The 16,649-nt window shown below is 67.9% G+C and carries 16 protein-coding genes; 7 read left to right on the forward strand and 9 right to left on the reverse strand.

Going from position 1 to position 16,649, the window contains the following annotated elements; genetic code table 11:
• Positions 1–48: 48 nt before the first annotated feature.
• The 4 genes from AC3EGR_RS10230 to AC3EGR_RS10245 all read left to right on the forward strand — a co-directional run bounded on the left by AC3EGR_RS10230 (position 49) and on the right by AC3EGR_RS10245 (position 4,212).
• Positions 49–693 (forward strand): 4Fe-4S dicluster domain-containing protein, encoded by a 645-nt coding sequence (locus tag AC3EGR_RS10230; RefSeq protein ID WP_488546369.1) that lies wholly within the window; start codon positions 49–51, stop codon positions 691–693.
• 15 nt (positions 694–708) lie between these two features.
• A complete protein-coding gene (locus tag AC3EGR_RS10235) occupies positions 709–2,358 on the forward strand; it encodes an FAD-dependent oxidoreductase (RefSeq protein WP_488546370.1) in 1,650 nt (549 codons plus the stop codon).
• Positions 2,359–2,368: 10 nt separating this feature from the next.
• Positions 2,369–3,613, forward strand: a complete 1,245-nt coding sequence (locus tag AC3EGR_RS10240; RefSeq protein WP_488546371.1) for a complex I 51 kDa subunit family protein — start codon at positions 2,369–2,371, stop codon at positions 3,611–3,613.
• Positions 3,614–3,741: 128 nt separating this feature from the next.
• The gene (locus AC3EGR_RS10245; RefSeq protein WP_488546372.1) at positions 3,742–4,212 is read left to right on the forward strand and encodes a hypothetical protein; all 471 of its coding nucleotides are present in this window, start codon (positions 3,742–3,744) and stop codon (positions 4,210–4,212) included.
• Between the two features lie 39 nt (positions 4,213–4,251).
• On the opposite strand, the gene AC3EGR_RS10250 is transcribed toward AC3EGR_RS10245, so the two are convergent.
• Positions 4,252–4,452: a hypothetical protein gene (locus tag AC3EGR_RS10250; protein ID WP_488546373.1), complete on the reverse strand. Its 201-nt coding sequence runs from the start codon at positions 4,450–4,452 to the stop codon at positions 4,252–4,254.
• Positions 4,453–4,552: 100 nt separating this feature from the next.
• Positions 4,553–4,720 carry a hypothetical protein gene (locus AC3EGR_RS10255; RefSeq protein WP_488546374.1) on the reverse strand — a complete coding sequence of 56 codons (168 nt, stop codon included), beginning with the start codon at positions 4,718–4,720 and terminating at the stop codon, positions 4,553–4,555.
• A gap of 123 nt (positions 4,721–4,843) precedes the next feature.
• Here AC3EGR_RS10255 and aat point away from each other — a divergent pair, with 123 nt between their 5' ends.
• Genes aat through AC3EGR_RS10270 form a run of 3 tightly spaced genes read left to right on the forward strand, consistent with a single transcriptional unit; the run spans position 4,844 to position 7,178 of the window.
• Positions 4,844–5,590, forward strand: coding sequence for a leucyl/phenylalanyl-tRNA--protein transferase (aat, locus tag AC3EGR_RS10260; RefSeq protein WP_488546375.1), 747 nt, complete (start codon positions 4,844–4,846; stop codon positions 5,588–5,590).
• Entirely contained in the window at positions 5,587–6,333 is a 747-nt protein-coding gene (locus AC3EGR_RS10265) for an arginyltransferase (RefSeq protein ID WP_488546376.1), read from the forward strand. The genes aat and AC3EGR_RS10265 overlap by 4 nt, the downstream gene beginning before the upstream one ends.
• A 47-nt stretch (positions 6,334–6,380) precedes the next feature.
• Positions 6,381–7,178 (forward strand): IclR family transcriptional regulator, encoded by a 798-nt coding sequence (locus AC3EGR_RS10270; protein WP_488546377.1) that lies wholly within the window; start codon positions 6,381–6,383, stop codon positions 7,176–7,178.
• Between the two features lie 101 nt (positions 7,179–7,279).
• On the opposite strand, the gene AC3EGR_RS10275 is transcribed toward AC3EGR_RS10270, so the two are convergent.
• The 7 genes from AC3EGR_RS10275 to AC3EGR_RS10305 form a co-directional block, all read right to left on the reverse strand.
• A complete protein-coding gene (locus tag AC3EGR_RS10275) occupies positions 7,280–8,374 on the reverse strand; it encodes a serine hydrolase (protein WP_488546505.1) in 1,095 nt (364 codons plus the stop codon).
• 97 nt (positions 8,375–8,471) lie between these two features.
• The gene (locus AC3EGR_RS10280) at positions 8,472–10,022 is read right to left on the reverse strand and encodes a 2-isopropylmalate synthase (protein ID WP_488546378.1); all 1,551 of its coding nucleotides are present in this window, start codon (positions 10,020–10,022) and stop codon (positions 8,472–8,474) included.
• A complete protein-coding gene (leuA, locus tag AC3EGR_RS10285) occupies positions 10,007–11,701 on the reverse strand; it encodes a 2-isopropylmalate synthase (protein ID WP_488546506.1) in 1,695 nt (564 codons plus the stop codon). Before leuA ends, AC3EGR_RS10280 begins: the two co-directional genes overlap by 16 nt.
• Positions 11,702–11,911: 210 nt before the next feature.
• Positions 11,912–12,724, reverse strand: coding sequence for a CDP-diacylglycerol--serine O-phosphatidyltransferase (gene pssA / locus AC3EGR_RS10290; RefSeq protein WP_488546379.1), 813 nt, complete (start codon positions 12,722–12,724; stop codon positions 11,912–11,914).
• Positions 12,725–12,888: 164 nt separating this feature from the next.
• Positions 12,889–13,905, reverse strand: coding sequence for a ketol-acid reductoisomerase (ilvC, locus tag AC3EGR_RS10295; RefSeq protein ID WP_488546380.1), 1,017 nt, complete (start codon positions 13,903–13,905; stop codon positions 12,889–12,891).
• Between the two features lie 39 nt (positions 13,906–13,944).
• Positions 13,945–14,436, reverse strand: coding sequence for an acetolactate synthase small subunit (gene ilvN / locus AC3EGR_RS10300; protein WP_330906587.1), 492 nt, complete (start codon positions 14,434–14,436; stop codon positions 13,945–13,947).
• A 177-nt stretch (positions 14,437–14,613) separates the two neighbouring features.
• Positions 14,614–16,389, reverse strand: coding sequence for an acetolactate synthase 3 catalytic subunit (locus AC3EGR_RS10305; protein WP_488546381.1), 1,776 nt, complete (start codon positions 16,387–16,389; stop codon positions 14,614–14,616).
• Between the last annotated feature and the right edge of the window lie 260 nt (positions 16,390–16,649).

Genomic DNA, 16,649 nt, shown 5'->3' on the forward strand with positions numbered 1-16,649 from the left:
GCATTCTCGTCACCCCACGGGAACACCGCAACAGGGGCAGGAGGGACCATGAGCGTCGTGCGTCTGAGCGTCGCGGGCCGCGCCATCGAGGCGCCTTCCAGCAGCTCGATCCTCCAGGCCTTCGCGAACGCCGGCGAGACGCTGGTCGAAGGTGTCGGGTGCATGGGACAAGGCGTTTGCGGCTCCTGTCGGGTGATGGTGCGGCGCGCCGGCGCGCAGGAGGTGACGACCGCGCTCGCCTGCGAAACCGTCGTGGAGGAGGGCATGCAGGTGGCCTTCCTCGAGTACTTCACGCCCTCCGTGCGCCACGTGTACCGCATGGAGGACCTCGGCGACAGCTGGGACGCGCTGCGCGTGACCGCGCGGACTTTCCCTGAAGCGCCGCACTGCCGCCATTGCGGCGGCTGCGACAGCGCCTGCCCCAAGGGGCTGGAGGTGCAGCGCGGCGTCAACCTGGCCGTCGAGGGCGAATTCGCCACCGCCAGCAAGGTCTTCGACGAGTGCGTGATGTGCAATCTCTGCACCCTCGCCTGCCCCGAGCACATCCGCCCGAACCACCTCGGGCTGTTCGTGCGCCGGATGCTGGCGACGCACACGCTGCGGCCGGCGAACCTGATGCGCCGCCTGCAGCAGATCGAAAGCGGCGAGATGCGCGTCGACCTGCAGGCGCCCGGGGCGCGGCCGCCGCACTGACCCAGGGAGGCGGCCATGGCGACCGGCATTCCGTACACCGAGGCGCGTGCGCGCTACCGGAGCGGCGCGACGCCGGCCCTGCGTGCGGACGACATCACGATCGACGCGCTGCTGAAGGCTTACCACCCGGACCACGGGCCGAACGGACGCACCACCCTGGCCGTCGGGGTGAACCGCGGCGACCCCTGCCAGCCCGAACTCGCGCGCCGCCTGCAGGCGAACGCGTTGATCGACGACGTCGACCTCGCCGGCGCCCAGATGACGACCACCGACGTGCTGGTGGTCGGCGGCGGCGGCGCCGGCTGCGCGGCTGCGCTGGCCGCTGCGCAAGCTGGCGCGCAGGTGACCCTCGCGACGAAGCTGCGCCTGGGAGACAGCAACACCGTCATGGCCGAGGGCGGCATCCAGGCCGCGGTCGGCGCCGACGACAGCCTGCAGATGCATTTCGAGGACACGCTGCGCGCCGGCCACTGGTGCGGCGATCCCGAACTGGTCGCGCAGATGGTGACCGACGGGCCCGACGTGATCCGCTGGCTGATCAAGCTCGGGATGCAGTTCGACCTGGAGGACGACCGGCCGATCGGCGGCAACCTGCTGCGCAAGAAAGCGGGCGGCGCCTCGGCCCCGCGCATCCTGTCCTACCGCGACTACACCGGCCTGGAGATGATGCGGGTGCTGCGAGAGGCCGTGGACCTGGACGCGAACGTCGCCGTCTGGAACCGCTGCCCCGTGGTGGAGGTGCTCTCGGACGACCGTGGCCGCTGCGTCGGGGCGGTGGTCTACGACCTCGAATGGCGCTGCTTCGTGCTGGTGCGCGCGCGGGCGGTGATCCTCGCCACCGGCGGCGCCGGCCGGCTGCACCTGAACGGCTTTCCGACCTCGAACCACTACGGCGCCACGGCCGACGGCCTGGTCCTGGCCTACCGCATCGGTGCGCGGCTGCGCGAACTCGACTCGTTCCAGTACCACCCGACCGGCATCGCCCATCCGCCGCACGTGTCGGGCGGGCTCGTCTCGGAGGCGGCGCGCTCGGCGGGCGCCAAGTTGATCAACGGCGAAGGCGAGCGCTTCGTCGACGAACTCAAGCCGCGCGACGTCGTCGCGTCGGCGATCCTGCGCGAGTGCGCCGAGGGGCGCGGCATCGAGCGCGGCGGGCAGGTCGGCGTCTTCCTCGACACGCCGACGCTGGAACTGGAGAACCCCGGCATCCTGGAAAAGCGCCTGGTGACGCTGCGCCACCTGGCCCACAAGTGCGGCCACGACCCGGCGCTGGAGCCGTTCCTCGTCTATCCCACGCTCCACTACCAGAACGGCGGCGTGGCGATCGACAAGGACGGCGCCTGCGCCGTTGCGGGCCTCTACTGCGTCGGAGAGGTCGCGGGTGGCCTGCACGGGCGCAACCGGCTGATGGGGAACTCGCTGCTCGACATCCTCAGCATGGGCCGTCGCGCCGGTGCGAAAGCGGCGCAGGCGGCCGGTACGTTCATCGCCGGGCGTGCGGGGATCGGCCATGTGCACGCGTGGCAGCGCGAGCTGACGACGGCGGGCCTGCCCCTGCACGTGAAGGCGCCGCAGCTTTTCCCGCCCTACGCCAATTTCGACCTGCGCGCCGACGCCGCGCTGCGGTCCGCCGCGCCCGCGCGCATGGGCGCCGGCGTCCGCTGAGGAGGCTGCGATGGACCAGGCGAACCAGTTCCTGCTGAAGGACGACATCTGCGTCGGTGCCGACCTCGACGCGTGGCTGGCGCGCGGCGGCGGCGAGGGTCTCGCCCGGGCGCTGCGCGAGCCCGAGGCCATCATCCCGGCCGTCGCCGAGGCCGGCCTGCGCGGCATGGGCGGCGCGGGCTTCCCCACCCACCTTAAGTGGACACCGGTTGCGCTCGCCCCGCCGGGCGACAAGTTCGTCGTCTGCAACGGCAACGAGGACGAACCCGGAACCTTCAAGGACCGCTTCCTGCTGGAGCACACGCCGCACCAGGTGGTCGAAGGCGCATTGATCGCCGCCGCGGCCGTGCGCGCGAACCGCATCGTGCTCTACGTCAACCCGCACCAGCAGCGCTCCGTCCCGGTCTGCACCCAGGCCGTTCAACAGTGGCGTGGGCACCCCTTGCTCGCCGCGCTCGAGCGTGTCGTGGGCGGGCCGGTCACGCTGGCCGTGGTGCCGAGTTCGGGCCTGTACATCGGCGGCGAGGAGACGGCGGTGATCGCCAGCGTCGAGGGCCGCTTCCCCTTCCCCCGGCGCAAGCCGCCGTTCCCCGCCGAGAAGGGCGTCAACGGGGCGCCGACCATCGTGAACAACACCGAGACGCTGGCGCACGTGCCGGGCATCCTGCGTCACGGCTGCGCCTGGTACCGCGGGCTCGGCATCGGCGGCGCGGCGGGAACGAAGCTGTACTCGCTGTCCGGCGACGTCCTGCGGCCCGGGCTGTACGAGCTGCCGATGGGAACCAGTCTGCAGGACCTTGTGTTCGGTCACGGCGGCGGCATGCTGCAGGGCAAGGAGTTCAAGGCGGTGTTCACCGGCGGGCCGTCGAACACGCTGCTCACCAGGCGCGACCTCGACGTCGGGCTGAATTTCGACGCGGTGCGCCAGCGCGGCTCGCGCCTCGGCACCGGGGCGATGATCGTCGTCTCGGAGGGCACCAGCGTCGTGCGCAAGGTCGCCGAGTACGTCGGCTTCTTCGCCCAGGGCTCCTGCGGCCAGTGTCCGCCCTGCAAGGGCGGGACCTTCCAGCTCACGCAACTGCTCAACCGCATCGACACGGGCCGCGGCGTGCGCGCGGACCTGGAAGCGATCGAGAGCCTCTGCCGCATCCTCCCGGGCAGCGGGCGCTGCGGCCTCATCGACGGCGCGGTCACGGTCGTCGAGAGTTCGCTGCAGCAATTCCGGGGCGAGTACGAGGCGCTCGTGTCCGCGTGAATCGGAGCTCGCACGCCGTCCCTGTCGACGCAAGCCGCATGAACATGCGACAACTTAGCAATAAATGGTTACCCCTCAGCTGTGAACTAAGTGATACGGTAACAACCTCTTTCAATGGAGGGGAACCCATGGTCAGGAAGTCTGCCGCTTTGCTGGTTTCACTGCTTGCCGTCGCCTCCATGGCCCAGGCGCCTCTCGGAACGGTGACGAGCGTCAACGGCGTCGCCACCGTCACGACTGGCACCGCAGGTACGGCCATCACGGTCGGGGCGCCCATCATCGAAGGCGCGCGCGTGATCACCACGACCACCGGGTCCGTCACTTTCCGCCTGAACAACGGTTGCGTGGTCACGGTGCCGGCGGGCAGCGCCGTCACCGTGCGCTCGGCGCTGAGCTGCGAGCAGTTGCAGGCTGCGGTCCAGCCGGTGACCACCGCCGTGACGACGACGACCGCAACGACCACCGCTGTGGTGCCCGCTGGCACCGGCATCGGTACGCCGTCAGGGGCCGCGCTGGCGGGTTTTGCGGCGCTTCTGGCCATTGGCGCCATTGCATCGGACAACGGCGGCGGCGACTCCGCGCCGATCAGCGGCCGCTGAGCTTGGGAGCCGCACCCGGCGCAAGGCCGGAGTGCGATGCTAGTGCCGGTCCTGCGCCGCGCGCAGCGCCTGTTCCATCTGCGCGAACACGGGGTTGCGGATGGAGGCGAGCTCGTCACCGGGACGGGCGTGCAGCGCCATCCCCAGGTAAGGCACGACGCTGTGAGCGCCGAAGCCCCAGCGCCGGCCTTCGGGCAGCATGCTGGTCGTTCTCTCGGGGGGGCGGGTGGCGCGCATCATGGCAGGTGGACGAGTTTCCCACAGCGCAGCCGGCTGCACTACCGTTTTTACAAGCCCCCGGCCCTTGCCGTGAATCGTGCCGCCCTGCGGCGCCCGGACGTCAGGCGGTCGTCAGCAGCATGACCAGGGCGGTCCACAGGAGCAAGGTCATCCCGCCCGTGAGCCACCAGGCCGCGTCCGCCATCGCGTCGTCCGCCTCGGAGGGCATGCCCCAGGCCAGAATGAGCGGAGTGTTCTCGCTGCGCACTACCCGCGGATCGTTCGCCATCGCCGTTCCTTCGCGCTGTGAACGCCCATGCTGGAAGCCGCGCGCCGCGCGCCTTGTCGGAGAAGTCCTTCGCGCTGCGTAGTCGGATCGCGGTCCGGCGCGCCGACGGCACAATGGCGTGCGATGCACCTGCCCTGGCTTCAACCTGGCGACCCCTTTCCCGATCCTGCGCAAGCCTGGGACCAGAGGCAGCCGGCGCCAGGACTGCTGGCCGCCGGCGGCGCGCTCGACGTCGATAGCCTGCAGCGGGCCTACGCCAACGGCATCTTTCCCTGGTTCAGCGAAGGCCAGCCCATCCTGTGGTGGAGCACCGACCCGCGCATGGTGCTGTTCACCGCGGAGTTCCGGCTGCACCGCTCGCTGCGCAAGACCGTGGCGAAGTTCGTGGCCGACCCGCGGTGCGAGATCCGCTTCGACGGCGACTTCGATGCCGTGATCCGCTCCTGCGCGACGAGCCAGCGACCGGGGCAATCCGGCACCTGGATCGTGCCGCCCATGGTGGCGGCCTACCAGGCCTTCCACCGCGCCGGCTTCGCGCACAGCGTGGAAACCTGGATCGACGGGCGCCTGGCCGGCGGCCTGTACTGCGTCGTGATCGGCCGGGCGGTGTTCGGCGAATCGATGTTCACCCGCGTGCCCGACGCGTCGAAGATCGCGCTGGCCGCGCTCGTGGCCTGGTGCCGGCACGCGCAGGTCGCGGCGATCGACTGCCAGCAGAACACGCGGCACCTCGCCTCGCTGGGCGCGCGCGAGATTCCGAGGGCGGAATTTGTGCAACATGTGGCCTCGCAGGTGGGGCGGGCCCCTGCACCGTGGCAATTCGAACCCGTATACTGGGACGCACTCCTGCCGCACACTTCCGAAGCGTGACGCACCTCAAGGACCTTCCGCTCCAGACGCTGCAGTTCTACGCGACGGCGCCGTATCCTTGCAGCTACCTGCCGGGCAAGCAGGCGCGCTCCCAGGTCGCCACGCCCAGCCACCTGATCCACAACGACGCGTACTCGGACCTGGTCACCAGCGGCTTCCGGCGCAGCGGCATGTTCACCTACCGCCCGTACTGCGACGGCTGCCGCGCCTGCGTGCCGCTGCGCGTGCTGGTGGACCGGTTCCGCGAAAGCCGCAGCCAGCGCCGCGCCTGGAAGCAGCATGGCCAACTGCAGGCGCGGGTGCTCAAGCTGTGCTTCGTGCCCGAGCACTACCACCTGTACCTGCGCTACCAGACCGGCCGCCACGCGGGCGGCGGCATGGACCACGACAGCATCGACCAGTACACGCAGTTCCTGCTGCAAAGCCGGGTGAACTCGCGCCTGGTGGAGTTCCGCGAGAAGGGCGCCAACGGTGCCCCGGGCGCGCTGCGCATGGTGTCCATCCTGGACGTGCTGAACGACGGCATCTCGGCCGTTTACACCTTCTACGAGCCGGATCCGGTCGCCAGCTACGGCACGTACAGCGTGCTCTGGCAGATCGACCAGGCGCGCCGCCTCAGGCTGCCGCATGTCTACCTCGGCTACTGGATCTCCGAGAGCCCGAAGATGAACTACAAGGCCCGCTTCGACCCGCACGAAGTGCTGCTGGACGGCGAGTGGCGACCCGGCGGATCCCCCGCGTGACCGGATCCGATTTCATCTTGTAAAATGCTGGGCGAGGAATCCCGCCCATGCGCCAAAAAGACTCCCAGGCTCCGGCCACCCCCACGATCCAGGTCATCGAGCGCATGTTCGCGCTGATCGACGTCCTGGCTTCGCGCGAGGAAGCGATCTCGCTCAAGGAGATCAGCGAGAAGACCGGGCTGCACCCGTCGACGACCCACCGCATCCTGAACGACCTGGCCACCGGCCGCTTCGTCGATCGGCCCGAGGCAGGCAGCTACCGGCTGGGCATGCGCCTGCTCGAATTGGGCAACATGGTCAAGGCGCGGCTGAACGTGCGCGATGCGGCGCTGGCCCCGATGCGTGAGTTGCACAAGCAGATCCAGCAGCCGGTGAACCTGAGCGTGCGCCAGGGCGACGAGATCGTGTATGTGGAGCGCGCGTACAGCGAGCGCTCCGGCATGCAGGTGGTCCGCGCCATCGGCGGCCGCGCGCCCTTGCACCTGACCTCGACCGGCAAGCTGTTCCTGGCAGCCGATGACCTGCAGCGCGTGCGCGCCTATGCGACGCGCACGGGCTTGGCGGGCCACACGAAGAACAGCATCACGCAGATGCCCCTGCTGGAGCGCGAATTGGCCAAGGCACGGCAGTACGGCATCGCCCGCGACAACGAGGAACTGGAACTCGGCGTCCGCTGCATGGCCGCTGGCATCTACGACGACCAGGCCAAGCTCGTGGCCGGCCTGTCGATTTCGGCGCCGGCTGATCGCCTCGACGAAAACTGGCTGCAGAAGCTGCAGCTCACGGCGGAGGCGATCTCGGCTGCATTGGGATACAAGCCGCCGACGCAGCGCCTGGCAGCTTGAAGACACTTCACCGCGCAGGCGCCGACGACGCAAGCGAGAGGGAAAAAAAAGAGGTCCTCGACGGACCTCTTTGTTCTCTGCGCTCCTGCGGTGGAGGCTGGTCAGCCGCTCACCTGTCGCACGAGAGTGCTGGTGGTGCCCGTGGTCGGGATCGGCACGCCGGTGGGGGAATGCGTCTCGACCCAGTGGCGCACGCGCTCGGCGTCACCGATGCGGCTGAGTTTGCCGGCGGAGTCCAGGAAGACCATGATCAGCTTGCGGCCCGCGACCTTGGCCTGCATCACCAGGCACTGGCCCGCCTCGGAGATGTAGCCCGTCTTCTGCAGGCCGATTTCCCAGTTCGGGTTCTTCACCAGCCGGTTCGTATTGCCGAACTGCATGGTGCGGCGGCCGACCTCGACGGCGGCGCCCGGCGAAGTGGACAGCTCGCTGATCATCTTGTCCTGCGCGGCGACCGCGACCAGGCGCGCCAGGTCCTGCGCGCTGGACTGGTTGCGGCTGGACAGCCCGGTGGGCTCGACATACCTGGTGTCGTTCATGGCCAGCAACTGCGCGCGCTGGTTCATGGCCTCGACGAAAGCGCTCAGGCCGCCGGGATAGGTCCGGCCCAGCGCATGCGCAGCACGGTTTTCGCTGGACATCAGCGCCAGGTGCATCAGTTCGCCGCGGCTGAGGGTCGTGCCCACGCGCAGGCGCGAGCTGCTGCCCTTTTCCGTGTCCACGTCGTCCTGCGTGATCGTGATCTGCTCGTCCATCGGCAGCTTGGCCTCGCTGATCACCAGCCCCGTCATCAGCTTGGTGATGGACGCGATGGGCAGCACGGCGGAGTCGTTCTTGCGCAGCAGGATCTCGCCCTTGTCCTGGTCGATCACCAGGGCGACGCTCGACTTCAGCTCCAGGTCATCCTGGGTGGAATGCAGGCCCGCGAGCTGGCCGAAGGAAGGCTTGGCCGGCGCGAGGCGCACCACCGAACGCGGCCGCGCGACCACGTAGGTCTTCGTCACGCGTGCACGCTTGACGACGCTGGTGGATTCCTTCTTCGCGACCCGTTTCGTGGCGCCGGCTTGCGCATGCACAGGCGCCAACGCCAGAGCGAGAACACTCAGAGCGATGGTATGGACGAGTCGGTTCAAAGTTCGGTTCTCCTGGCAACGACGTTTCCGGGATGTAGGAGACGGCTTACACCCTTGACCCAGAGTGTACTTCGGCCGTGTACTTCACGCGGCATTATTTACAAAAATCAAGTACTTAGGAGCGCAAGTTCGCGGCCCAGCTTGGGAACAAGGGAAAACCCTAGATGTTGCCGCCCCCTTGGGCCGCGACCCGCTCCACCTTGCTGTGCAGCTTGTTCAACGCGCTGAGGTAGGCCTTCGCCGACGCGACCACGATGTCCGGGTCGGCCCCGACGCCGTTGACCACGCGGCCGGAGTTCTGCAGCCGCACCGTCACCTCGCCCTGGCTCTCGGTGGAGCCGCTGATGGCGTTGACGGAATACAGCACCATCTCCGCGCCGCTGCGGACCTGGCTTTCGATCGCCTTGAGCGACGCATCGACCGGGCCGTTCCCGTCCGACTCGCCCCGGATTTCCCGGCCTTCCGCGGTGAAGACCACTTCCGCGTGGGGCCGCTCGCCCGTCTCGCTGTGTTGCCGCAGGGAGACAAGGCGGTACGCCTCCTGCTCGCTGGTGACCGCCTCGTCGCTGACCAGGGCCAGGATGTCCTCGTCGAAGATCTCGCTCTTGCGGTCGGCCAGTTCCTTGAACTTGGCGAAAGCCGCGTTGATCTCGGACTCGCTCTCCAGCTGGACGCCCAGCTCCTGCAGGCGCTGCTTGAACGCGTTGCGGCCGGACAGCTTGCCCAGCACGATCTTGTTGGCCGACCAGCCCACGTCCTCGGCCCGCATGATCTCGTAGGTGTCGCGCGCCTTGAGCACGCCGTCCTGGTGGATGCCGCTGGCGTGCGCGAAAGCGTTGGCGCCCACGACCGCCTTGTTCGGCTGGACCACGAAGCCGGTGGTCTGGCTCACCATGCGGCTCGCCGCCACGATGTGCGAGGTGTCGATGTTCAGCTCCAGCCCGAAGTAGTCCTTGCGGGTCTTCACGGCCATCACCACCTCTTCCAGCGAGCAGTTGCCTGCCCGCTCGCCCAGGCCGTTGATCGTGCACTCGACCTGGCGCGCGCCGCCGATCTTGACGCCGGCCAGGGAGTTGGCCACCGCCATGCCGAGGTCGTTGTGGCAGTGCACCGACCAGATGGCCTTGTCCGAATTCGGGATGCGCTCGCGCAGCGTCTTGAGGAAGTTGCCGTACAGCTCGGGGACCGCGTAGCCGACCGTGTCGGGCACGTTGATGGTCGTCGCGCCTTCACGGATCACGGTTTCCAGCACGCGGCACAGGAAATCCACGTCGCTGCGGTAGCCGTCTTCCGGGGAGAACTCGATGTCGGCGCACAGGTTGCGGGCGAAGCGCACGGACTGCCTGGCCTGCTCCAGCACCTGATCCGGCGTCATGCGCAGCTTCTTCTCCATGTGCAGCGGCGACGTGGCGATGAAGGTGTGGATGCGCGAGCGCTCGGCGCCCTTGAGCGCCTCGGCCGCCCGCGAAATGTCGCGGTCGTTGGCGCGCGAGAGCGAGCACACCGTCGAATCCTTGATCGCGTGGGCGATCGCCTGCACGGCTTCGAAGTCGCCGTTGGAGCTGGCGGCGAAGCCGGCCTCGATCACGTCCACCTTCAGCCGCTCGAGCTGGCGGGCGATGCGCAGCTTCTCGTCCTTCGTCATGGACGCGCCGGGCGACTGCTCGCCGTCGCGCAGGGTCGTGTCGAAGATGATCAGTTGGTCTGCCATGTTGCTTCCTTCTTGTGCTGCGTGGCGCGCTGGACGCCCGAGGCGATGGCCTTGAGCGAGGCGGCGACGATGTTGGAATCCATGCCCACGCCGAACAGCGTGCGGTCGCCGACGCGCAGTTCGAGGTAGGCCACCGCGCGGGCATCCGCGCCCGCGCCGATCGCGTGCTCATGGTAGTCCAGCACGCGGATGCTTTCGCCGGTCGCGCGCGCCAGGCCTTCGACGAAGGCGTCGATGGGGCCATTGCCCGTGCCGCGCACGCCGAACGCACGCCCGCCCATCTGGACCTGCGCCGCCAGCGCGACGATGCTGCCGCCGTCCGCGGTGCGCTGCTCCTCGACGATTTGGTGCTGCGCAACGGCGGTCGAGCGCAGGCCGTACTCGCCCTCGAACACCGACCAGAGGTCCTGCGCCGACAGCTCCTTGCCGCTCGCATCCATCACGCCCTGGACCACCTGGCTGAATTCGATCTGCAGGCGGCGCGGCAGCTCCAGGCCGCACTCGGCCTCCAGCAGGTAGGAGATGCCGCCCTTGCCCGACTGGCTGTTGACGCGGATCACGGCCTCGTAGCTGCGCCCCAGGTCCTTGGGGTCCAGCGGCAGGTAGGGCATGTCCCAGAGCTCACCTTCCTGGCGCGCGGCGAAGGCTTTCTTGATCGCGTCCTGGTGCGAACCGGAAAACGAGGTGTAGACCAGGTCGCCGACATAAGGATGGCGCGGGTGCACGGGCAGCTGGTTGCAGTGCTCCACGGTGCGGCGGATCTCGTCGATGTCGGAGAAGTCCAGGCCCGGGTCCACGCCCTGGCTGTACAGGTTCAGCGCCACGTTCACCAGGTCGAGGTTGCCCGTGCGCTCGCCGTTGCCGAACAGGCAACCTTCCAGCCGGTCGGCGCCTGCCATCACCGCGAACTCGCCCGCCGCCGTGCCCGTGCCGCGATCGTTGTGCGGGTGCACCGAGAGCACGATGGCATCGCGCCGTGCCAGGTGCCGGTGCATCCACTCGATCATGTCGGCGAAGATGTTGGGCGTGGAGTGCTCCACCGTGGATGGCAGGTTGACGATGCACTTGCGTTGCGCCGTGGGCTGCCAGACGGCCGTGACCGCATCGACCACGCGCTTGGCGAACGCCAGCTCGGTCCCGGAGAACATCTCGGGCGAGTACTGGAACACCCAGTCGGTTTCCGGCTGTTGCGCGGCGAGCTCCTGGAACAGGCGGGCCTGCGAAGTGGCGAGGTCCACGATGCCGTCCTCGTCCAGGCCCAGCACCACCTTGCGCATGACCGGTGCGGTGGCGTTGTACAGGTGCACGATCACGCGCCTGGCCCCCTGCAGCGACTCGAAGGTGCGGCGGATCAGCGGCTCGCGGGCCTGCGTCAGCACCTGGATCGTCACGTCCTCGGGGATGCGCTTTTCCTCGATCAGCTTGCGCACGAAGTCGAACTCCACCTGCGAGGCCGAGGGGAAGCCCACCTCGATCTCCTTGAAGCCGATCTTCACCAGCGTCTCGAACATGCGCACCTTGCGTGCGATGTCCATGGGCTCGATCAGCGCCTGGTTGCCGTCCCGCAGGTCCACGCTGCACCACACGGGCGGGCGGGTCAGCACCGCGTCCGGCCAGGTGCGGTCGGTCAGGCGCACCGGGGGAAAGGAGCGGTACTTGCTGGCGGGATTCTTGGACATGGGCATGGTCTTGCTCTCGCTGGGTGGGGTGGAACCAGCAGCCCCAAAAGAAAACGGCCCGCTGCTGGTGCAAACGGGCCGTGATCGGGGAACCTGACGCGCGCGCGCTCTACCCTCTCCGCCCGTGGGGGGATAGCAGTAGGGCCAGCGCAATGCGGTTCATGCGGCCAACTGTAGCACAGAGCTCGCGGGGCGCCGCATCAGGGTTTGCTAGCGATGCAGGCCGCTCTCTTCCGGCTCGTCGGTGGAGGTGCTGATCACGCTCGCACGCTCGCCGCGCGCCTTGCGCCAGCCGTAGATCACGTAGCCGGACACGCCGTACACCACGAACACCGCGAACAGGACCGCGGGCGGGTAGATGTTGATGATGGCGATGCCCAGCGCGATCAGCACGATCACGGCGAAGGGCACGCTCTTCTTCATCTGGATGTCCTTGAAGCTGTAGAAGGGCACGTTGGTGACCATCGTCAGGCCCGCGTACAGCGCGAAGGCGAACATGCCCCAGGCGACGTCGTAGGGCTTGACGCCGTACTCGGTCATGAGCCAGATGAAGCCCGTGACCAGTGCCGCGGCGGCCGGAGACGGCAGGCCCTGGAAGTAGCGCTTGTCCACCACGCCCGTGTTCACGTTGAAGCGCGCCAGGCGCAGCGCCGCGCACGCGCAGTAGACGAAGGCGGCGATCCAGCCCCAGCGGCCCAGGCCCTTGAGCGCCCACTCGTAGGCGATCAGCGCCGGCGCCGCGCCGAAGGAGACCATGTCGGAGAGCGAATCCATCTGCTCGCCGAAGGCGCTCTGCGTGTTGGTCATGCGGGCGACGCGCCCGTCCAGGCTGTCCAGCACCATGGCGCTGAAGACGCCCACGGCCGCCATGTCGAAGCGGCCGTTCATGGCCATGACGATCGCGTAGAAGCCGCCGAAGAGCGCGGCCAGGGTGAAGAGGTTGGGAAGGATGTAGATGCCCTTGCGGCGCTTGCGCACCACCACGCCCTCGGCCGGCATCTCGTCCTCGTGTCCGTCGTGCATCCGGCAAGTGTATAGGTGACGGGCCGCAGGTCCCCCATCCCCGCGCCGGCGGCGTCCCAGGGCGTCCCCAAAAAGAAACGCCCGCCAAGAGCGGGCGCCTGGTGGATCCCCGCCTGCGCGGGGATGAAGCGTGCTGCGCGGCCGCCGGCCGCGCGGGCGGCGCGTCAGTTGCGGGACTGGTCCACCAGCTTGTTCTTCTTGATCCAGGGCATCATGGCGCGCAGCTGCTCGCCGACCACCTCGATCGAGCTCTCCGCGTTCAGCCGGCGGCGCGACTGCAGCGTCGGGGCGCCCGCGCGGTTCTCGATGATGAAGCTCTTGGCGTACTCGCCGGTCTGGATGTCCTTGAGCACCTGCTTCATCACCTTCTTGGTCTCGTCGGTGATGATCCGCGGGCCCGTGACGTACTCCCCGTACTCCGCGTTGTTGGAGATCGAGTAGTTCATGTTCGCGATGCCGCCTTCGTAGATCAGGTCGACGATCAGCTTGAGCTCGTGCAGGCACTCGAAGTAGGCCATCTCGGGCGCGTAACCCGCCTCGACCAGCGTTTCGTAGCCGGCCTTGATCAGTTCCACGGTGCCGCCGCACAGCACGGCCTGCTCGCCGAACAGGTCGGTCTCGGTTTCCTCGCGGAAGTTCGTCTCGATGATGCCGGCCTTGCCGCCGCCATTGGCCATCGCGTACGACAGCGCCAGGTCGCGGGCGCGGCCGGTCTTGTCCTGGTGCACGGCCACCAGGTGGGGCACGCCGCCGCCCTGGGTGTAGGTGTTGCGCACGGTGTGGCCCGGGGCCTTGGGGGCGACCATCCAGACGTCGAGGTCGGCGCGGGGCACGACCTGGCCGTAGTGGACGTTGAAGCCGTGGGCGAAGGCGAGCGAGGCGCCCTGCTTGATGTTCGGCTCCACGTCGTTCTTGTAGACGGTGGCGATCTGCTCGTCGGGCAGCAGGATCATGACGACATCGGCGGCCTTCACGGCGTCGGCGACTTCGGCGACCTTCAGGCCGGCCTTCTCGACCTTCGGCCAGCTCGCGCCGCCCTTGCGCAGGCCGACGACGACCTTCACGCCGCTGTCGTTCAGGTTCTGCGCGTGCGCATGGCCTTGCGAGCCGTAGCCGATGATGGCGACCGTCTTGCCCTTGATCAGGCTGAGGTCACAGTCCTTGTCGTAATAAACCTTCATGAGTCTCTCCAGGGTGAAATCGTTTGCGGGAAGAAAGGGTCAGACGCGCAGGATCCGCTCGCCGCGGCCGATGCCGCTGGCGCCGGTGCGCACGGTTTCGAGGATGGCCGAGCGGTCGATCGCCTGCAGGAACGCGTCGTTCTTGGCCTGGTCGCCGGTCAGCTCGATCGTGTAGCTCTTGTCCGTGACGTCGATGACGCGACCGCGGAAGATGTCCGCCATGCGCTTCATCTCCTCGCGCTCCTTGCCCACCGCGCGCACCTTCACCATCATGAGCTCGCGCTCGGTGTAGCTGCCCTCGGTGAGGTCGACGACCTTCACCACCTCGATCAGGCGGTTCAGGTGCTTGGTGATCTGCTCGATGACGTCCTCGGACCCCGCGGTCTGTATCGTCATGCGCGACAGCGACGGGTCTTCCGTCGGCGCGACCGTGAGCGACTCGATGTTGTAGCCGCGGGCCGAGAACAGTCCCACGACGCGGGACAGGGCGCCGGGCTCGTTCTCGAGCAGCACGGCAATGATGTGCTTCATGGGGATTCCTCTTTTCGCCGCCCTCCCCCGCTGCCGGTAAGCAGCGGACTCGGCGGGCAATAGATTCGTCTAGCGGTTCAAAAAATGCATTCACCGCGGAGAGGCAGAAGGCCGCAGGGGGAAAACCTCGTGGAGATTTCTCTGCGTTCCTCCGCGTCCTCTGCGGTGAGGCGCTGGTTACAGGTCCTCGCTTCCCAGCAGCATCTGCGTGATGCCCTGGCCCGCCTTCACCATCGGCCAGACGTTTTCCGTCGGGTCGGTGCGGAAGTCCATGAACACGGTGCGGTCCTTGAGCTTGCGGGCTTCGCGCAGGGCGGGCTCCACGTCCTGCGGGCGCTCGATCAGCATGCCGACGTGGCCGTAGGCTTCGGCGAGCTTGACGAAGTTGGGCAGGGCGTCCATGTAGCTGTGGCTGTAGCGGCCCTCGTAATCGAGCTGCTGCCACTGCCGCACCATGCCGAGGTAGCGGTTGTTCAGCGAGACGATCTTGATCGGCGTGTTGTATTGCAGGCAGGTCGAGAGTTCCTGGATGCACATCTGCACCGAGCCCTCGCCCGTCACGCAGAACACCTCCGCGTCCGGCTTGGCCAGCTTGATCCCCATCGCGTAGGGAATGCCCACGCCCATGGTGCCCAGGCCGCCGGAGTTGATCCACCGGCGCGGCTCCTGGAACTTGTAGAACTGGGCGGCCCACATCTGGTGCTGGCCCACGTCGGACGTGATGTAGGTCTCCACGTCCTTCGTCATGTTCCACAGCGTCTCCAGCACGTGCTGCGGCTTGATCACGTCCTTGTTGCCGCGGTCGTAGCGCAGGCAGTCCTTCTTGCGCCAGTCCTCGATGGTCTCCCACCAGCCGCCCAGCGCGGCGGCATCGGGCTTGAGGCCGGATTCCTTGATCTGGACGATCAGCTCCGCCAGCACTTCCTTGACGTCGCCCACGATCGGGATGTCGACCTTCACGCGCTTGGAGATGCTGGAGGGATCCACGTCGATGTGGATGATCTTGCGGTCGCTGGAGCCGAAGTGCTTGGGGTTGCCGATCACGCGGTCGTCGAAGCGCGCGCCCACGGCCAGCAGCACGTCGCAGTTCTGCATCGTGTTGTTGGCTTCGATCGTGCCGTGCATGCCCAGCATGCCCAGGAACTTCGGGTCCGTGCCGGAGATGGCGCCCAGGCCCATGAGCGTGTTCGTGCAGGGATAGCCCAGCATGTTCGCCAGGGTGCGCAGCTCCTCGCTCGCGTTGCCCAGGACGACGCCGCCGCCCGAATAGATGTAGGGGCGCTTGGCGGCCAGCAGCAGCTGCAGCGCCTTGCGGATCTGCCCGCTGTGGCCCTTGTGGACCGGCTTGTACGAGCGCATCTCGAGCTTGTCGGGATAGCCGTTCCAGGCGGTCTTGTTGAAGGACACGTCCTTGGGGATGTCGACCACCACGGGACCCGGACGGCCGCTGCGGGCGATGTGGAAGGCCTTCTTCATCACCGTCTCGAGGTCGCGCACGTCCTTGACCAGGAAGTTGTGCTTGACGATGGGACGCGTGATGCCCACGGTGTCGCACTCCTGGAAGGCGTCCAGGCCGATCGCGGCCGTGGGCACCTGGCCGGTGACGATCACCATCGGGATGGAATCCATGTACGCGGTGGCGATGCCCGTCACCGCGTTCGTCACGCCCGGGCCGGAGGTCACCAGGGCCACGCCGACGTCGCCGGTGGCGCGGGCATAGCCGTCCGCTGCGTGCACGGCGGCCTGCTCGTGGCGCACCAGCACGTGCTGGATCGTGTCCTGCTTGTAGAAGGCGTCGTAGATGTGCAGCACCGCGCCGCCCGGGTAGCCCCAGACGTACTTCACCTTCTCGGCCTGGAGGGCCTTGACGAGGATTTCGGCACCGCGGAATTCGTTGGGCTGGCCGGCACTGGCGGCGGCCGCGGAGCTGAGCTCCGTGCGGGAGATTTCCATGATCAACCTTTAGGGTTTCGACTTCGAACCTTGGGGTGCCCCTTCGCCCAGCCCTTGTGGGGCCGCGTCGGGACTTAGAGCACCTGGCCATGGGCGGGCCGATCGCACCGCCGGACCAGGACTCGTTTGCCTTTGACTTTGCAGCGCGCATTATCGCACTGCAACAAGCGAGCGCCTAGCCCGACCGCGCAGTGCCATAATTTCCGGCTGCCCGTGCGGGGGCAGCCACCTGTCCGCCGCGCCTGCGGCGGACCACGAAA

The organism is Ramlibacter sp. G4-7, assembly GCF_057784995.1.

Coding starts and splice junctions, on each gene's coding strand:
- aat (WP_488546375.1), top strand. CDS start 4,844: ATGCACCTGCCCTGGCTTCAACCTGGCGACCCCTTTCCCGATCCTGCG.
- AC3EGR_RS10280 (WP_488546378.1), bottom strand. CDS start 10,022: ATGGCAGACCAACTGATCATCTTCGACACGACCCTGCGCGACGGCGAG.
- AC3EGR_RS10245 (WP_488546372.1), top strand. CDS start 3,742: ATGGTCAGGAAGTCTGCCGCTTTGCTGGTTTCACTGCTTGCCGTCGCC.
- ilvC (WP_488546380.1), bottom strand. CDS start 13,905: ATGAAGGTTTATTACGACAAGGACTGTGACCTCAGCCTGATCAAGGGC.
- AC3EGR_RS10270 (WP_488546377.1), top strand. CDS start 6,381: ATGCGCCAAAAAGACTCCCAGGCTCCGGCCACCCCCACGATCCAGGTC.
- ilvN (WP_330906587.1), bottom strand. CDS start 14,436: ATGAAGCACATCATTGCCGTGCTGCTCGAGAACGAGCCCGGCGCCCTG.
- leuA (WP_488546506.1), bottom strand. CDS start 11,701: ATGTCCAAGAATCCCGCCAGCAAGTACCGCTCCTTTCCCCCGGTGCGC.
- pssA (WP_488546379.1), bottom strand. CDS start 12,724: ATGCACGACGGACACGAGGACGAGATGCCGGCCGAGGGCGTGGTGGTG.
- AC3EGR_RS10250 (WP_488546373.1), bottom strand. CDS start 4,452: ATGATGCGCGCCACCCGCCCCCCCGAGAGAACGACCAGCATGCTGCCC.
- AC3EGR_RS10305 (WP_488546381.1), bottom strand. CDS start 16,389: ATGGAAATCTCCCGCACGGAGCTCAGCTCCGCGGCCGCCGCCAGTGCC.
- AC3EGR_RS10235 (WP_488546370.1), top strand. CDS start 709: ATGGCGACCGGCATTCCGTACACCGAGGCGCGTGCGCGCTACCGGAGC.
- AC3EGR_RS10240 (WP_488546371.1), top strand. CDS start 2,369: ATGGACCAGGCGAACCAGTTCCTGCTGAAGGACGACATCTGCGTCGGT.
- AC3EGR_RS10230 (WP_488546369.1), top strand. CDS start 49: ATGAGCGTCGTGCGTCTGAGCGTCGCGGGCCGCGCCATCGAGGCGCCT.
- AC3EGR_RS10255 (WP_488546374.1), bottom strand. CDS start 4,720: ATGGCGAACGATCCGCGGGTAGTGCGCAGCGAGAACACTCCGCTCATT.